This window comes from Fischerella muscicola PCC 7414, from assembly GCF_000317205.1.
GTDB classification, from domain to species: Bacteria; Cyanobacteriota; Cyanobacteriia; order Cyanobacteriales; family Nostocaceae; genus Fischerella; species Fischerella muscicola.
On the sequence record NZ_AJLK01000179.1, the window covers coordinates 1 to 3,826 of the forward strand.

A 3,826-nucleotide genomic window follows, 5' to 3' on the forward strand; every position below is an offset into this window, starting at 1 on the left:
AGCAATGAAGCTTTCTGTATTAAGGCGATCAGGGCTATTGGAGATATGGACACAAAGCATTTCCGTTGACACCCCTATTCTTGGAGCATTACAAGCGATGGGCTTAAACGCGAAATTTGTACCTACACTCATGATGCCCAATCGTGAGGAGTGCAATTTAGCTCGATGTTTGCGTTTCATTACACGCCAATTACTCTCCACACGGCTTTACAATCCTCAATGGCTGCTTATTGTCGCCCAAGTATTCACATCTACATTGGCTGTTGTACTGACAATAGTGCTGCTGCTAATTGCACTAAGTAATGGAAACATAGGTACTGCACTAGGGATAGCTGGAGGATTCGCTAGCTACATCCTGGCAATAGCTGTGCAACTGGTATTGGTGGAACAAGTTGTGCGGCGAGTGATTCGGGCACGGGGTGAATCAACGACTCCATTTTCAGCCTTGATGATGGCAAAAACTCTGGTGGCAATTCCATTGACACAGTTAGTTTATGCTATCACAGTGGTATCGGCGATATTAACACAAAAAGTGGAATGGCGCGGCATCAGTTATCAGATTAAAGGGCCTTGGAATATTCGATTAATTGAATACCAGCCTTATGAACTTTCAAGGCAACCTATTGACGCTAATATTTCACTTTAAATCAAAGATTTTAAATAACTTAAGTGCGATCGCATCATTAACTCGAATTGATGCGATTGTAGACTCTAAAATTTAAACCTTTGGCTGTTGAAGAGGAATTTCATGAACCTTTTCCGCCTTCTGTTACGCACTTCCGCTCTTCTCCTCAGCCTTGCTGTATTGGCTGGTATCCTTAGTGGTGGCTGTGCTGCTGGTCTGATTGCTCTAATTAACGCCACATTAAGTCAAAATCAACCATCAACCACTACCTTAGTTTCAAGCTTTGTTGCTTTGTGTCTAGTGCGGCTTATTGCTAATTTTGCTTCTCAAGTCTTGCTCATCCATCTTTCAGAAAAAGCTATTCTTGACCTACGGATGTTGTTAAGTCGCCGTATTCTTGCTTCTCCCTTACGTCAATTAGAACAAATTGGTGCTTATCGTCTTTTAGCTGTCCTTACTGAAGATATCCGAACAATTTCTAGTACAGTTCTGATTATTCCTTTTTTCTGCATCAACATTGCCATTGTGATTGCCTGCCTGATTTATCTTGGTTGGCTTTCTACCACTGTGTTCGTGATCGGTGTTTGCTTTCTGTTTCTGGGAATATTCAGCTATCTACTACCAATGATGAAAGCCATGTCCTTGCTGGAATTGGCTCGCGAACAGGAAGATAGATTATTTAACCATTTCTGCGCCATAACTCAAGGCACAAAGGAACTTAAGCTGCACCGGCAGCGACGGCAATCATTTCTCAAAGAAGACCTTTGCACTACTGCCCTATCATACCGTCGTCATAACGTTGTTGGTATGAGTGTTTTTGCGGCCGCTGCTAGTTGGGGGCAAATTCTCTTTTTTATTGTGATCGGTTTGCTTTTATTCACTCTACCTTCTTTAACAAAGATTCATTTTACAATCATATCTGCTTATGCCCTAACTATCATCTACATGATGTCACCTTTAGAACACATCATGAGTATGCTGCCTACTGTAACCAGAGCCTTAGTAGCATTAAAAAAAGTTGAGTCTTTGGGTCTTTCATTACCTACCAGTTCAAACGAAACTTACTCTGAAAAAGTACTTTCCTTAGGTCAATTTTGGCAGTATCTAGAACTTGTAAATGTAACCCATACATATTATCAGGAGCGAGAGGAAACAAACTTTATCCTTGGCCCTATTAACTTGAAATTCCATCCAGGAGAATTAATTTTTATAGTCGGGGGTAATGGTAGCGGTAAGTCTACCCTAGCTAAATTAATTTCTGGTCTTTATATCCCTGAAACTGGAGAAATCTATCTAGATGGTAAACTGATCGACAATCACAATAGAGAGTGGTATCGTCAGCAATTCTCAGTAGTATTTTCTGACTTCTACCTTTTTGAGCGTTTGTTGGGTTTGGATAATAGCAACCTAGATGCTCAAACTCAAAACTACCTTGTTCAACTACAACTTGACCATAAAGTTAAAGTCAAAGATGGTGTACTTTCTACAACAAATCTTTCTCAAGGACAGCGCAAACGCCTCGCTTTGCTCACTACCTACTTAGAAGATCGTCCTATTTATATGTTTGACGAGTGGGCTTCAGACCAAGATCCTGTCTTTAAGGAAATATTCTACACCCAACTTCTACCAGAACTAAAAAGTAGAGGCAAAAGCGTACTGGTTATTACCCATGATGACCGATATTTTTACATTGCAGACCGAATCGTGAAGCTGGAATACGGCAAAGTGAAATATGACAAAAGTCCTGCTTTACTAAGCATTTCAGTATATGAATAGGGTCAAACAATGCTTTTAGAAAATTTTAAGCAATTTGTCACATCTGGATTATCAGGAAACTTTTTAGAAGAAAAATTTTCATTACGTAAACAACAAAACAGAAGATTAAAAGAAGATGTTAAAAGTGTTTTATCTTGTCGAGAATGGATTCAGACCATAACTAATAATACTTTTGATTGCACAAGAATAATAGGAGTTGTTGCTGCTGCAACAGGAGCCGAAAATTATTTACCACATACTATTCCCAAAATCATTGCACAAATATCTGAAATAGGAATGATGGCTGATATAGTTATTGGTATGAATAATGGTTATGAGTGCCAGTCTGTTATTGACCATTTTAGTTTGCTACCAAATATTCAAGTAATTTGTCTATACACTAGTTACAAATTAGCGAATAATATACCAGCGAAAATATATGACAATTTCAGGTGTGAAGGAGAGCCTTATTACTTAAAAAATCTTGACGGTCAGCATTGTAAACACAGGATATTTGTCGTTCATCAAAAAGAGGGAGAATACGCAGCAGGTAAAATCCGAGTTTTGGGAGATATTTATGACTCATTACTACTCAAAAGTATAGAGAATGGATGGATACCACCTAAAATTTTGATTGCTTTTGATGCTGAATCTCAGTTTTTAGTGGAGCAAAAGTATGCATTTGTAGAACCAGAATCTAACGGCTTAATGTTAATGATAAGGGAACTTGATAAGCATCCCGAAATAGATATTCTTGGTACAAGAAACAAATTTACTGTTTATCAAAAAGGTATGGTAGATGAAACTAAAGTTCTCCTACCTAACTTTAGTGAAGAAGTGCCGCCTCTCCAATGGTTTTTAAATATTGTTCATGGTAAATATAACGGTTTTAAGTGGATGCCAGGAGGAGGCACAGCGGGAAAAGTAGATGCAATGGTCAGCTTATTAGTTGTAATTTCTCAAAGGTATCCGGGTACAAGAAGTGAAGACACCCATCTCACTATCCTAGCCAAGTATGCAGGCTTTATAGGTGACATATTCTTAGATGTTGTTTCTACCAACAGAACTCCTTGTCTGACTGAAATGACAATGGATAAGTCACCTAAAAAAGCTTGGCTTGAACAAATATTTAGATGGAATGCTGGTTGTCAAGGATTGATATTATGCTATGGAAAACATAATGTTCAATTAATAGCATCTGACTGCTTTCCTTGGTCTATTTTTAGCTCACCAATCGATTTTTTGAAAAGGTTAAAAGGAAGAGAGAAATTAACTTTACATACAATTGGCCAGAAACTTAGAGTTTTAGCGATCGCCTTTTTCGTTTCTCGAAATATCAGAAATAGGAGTTTAGAGAAGCCTGACATACTGCAAGGAAGCAAAGTGAAAGCTTCGTGGTGAAACTCAAGGCTCGAAAAAATCAGAATAAATGAGGTAACTAGTCAA

General features: G+C 38.3%; 2 protein-coding genes and 1 pseudogene. All 3 read left to right on the forward strand.

The window, feature by feature from the left end; all coding sequences use genetic code 11:
• Positions 1–646, forward strand: a pseudogene (locus UYI_RS0128225) (glycosyltransferase); the annotation flags it as partial.
• A gap of 102 nt (positions 647–748) precedes the next feature.
• Positions 749–2,401 carry a cyclic peptide export ABC transporter gene (locus tag UYI_RS0128230; protein WP_016870046.1) on the forward strand — a complete coding sequence of 551 codons (1,653 nt, stop codon included), beginning with the start codon at positions 749–751 and terminating at the stop codon, positions 2,399–2,401.
• A gap of 9 nt (positions 2,402–2,410) precedes the next feature.
• Positions 2,411–3,781, forward strand: coding sequence for a hypothetical protein (locus UYI_RS0128235; RefSeq protein WP_016870048.1), 1,371 nt, complete (start codon positions 2,411–2,413; stop codon positions 3,779–3,781).
• The last annotated feature ends 45 nt before the right edge of the window (positions 3,782–3,826 follow it).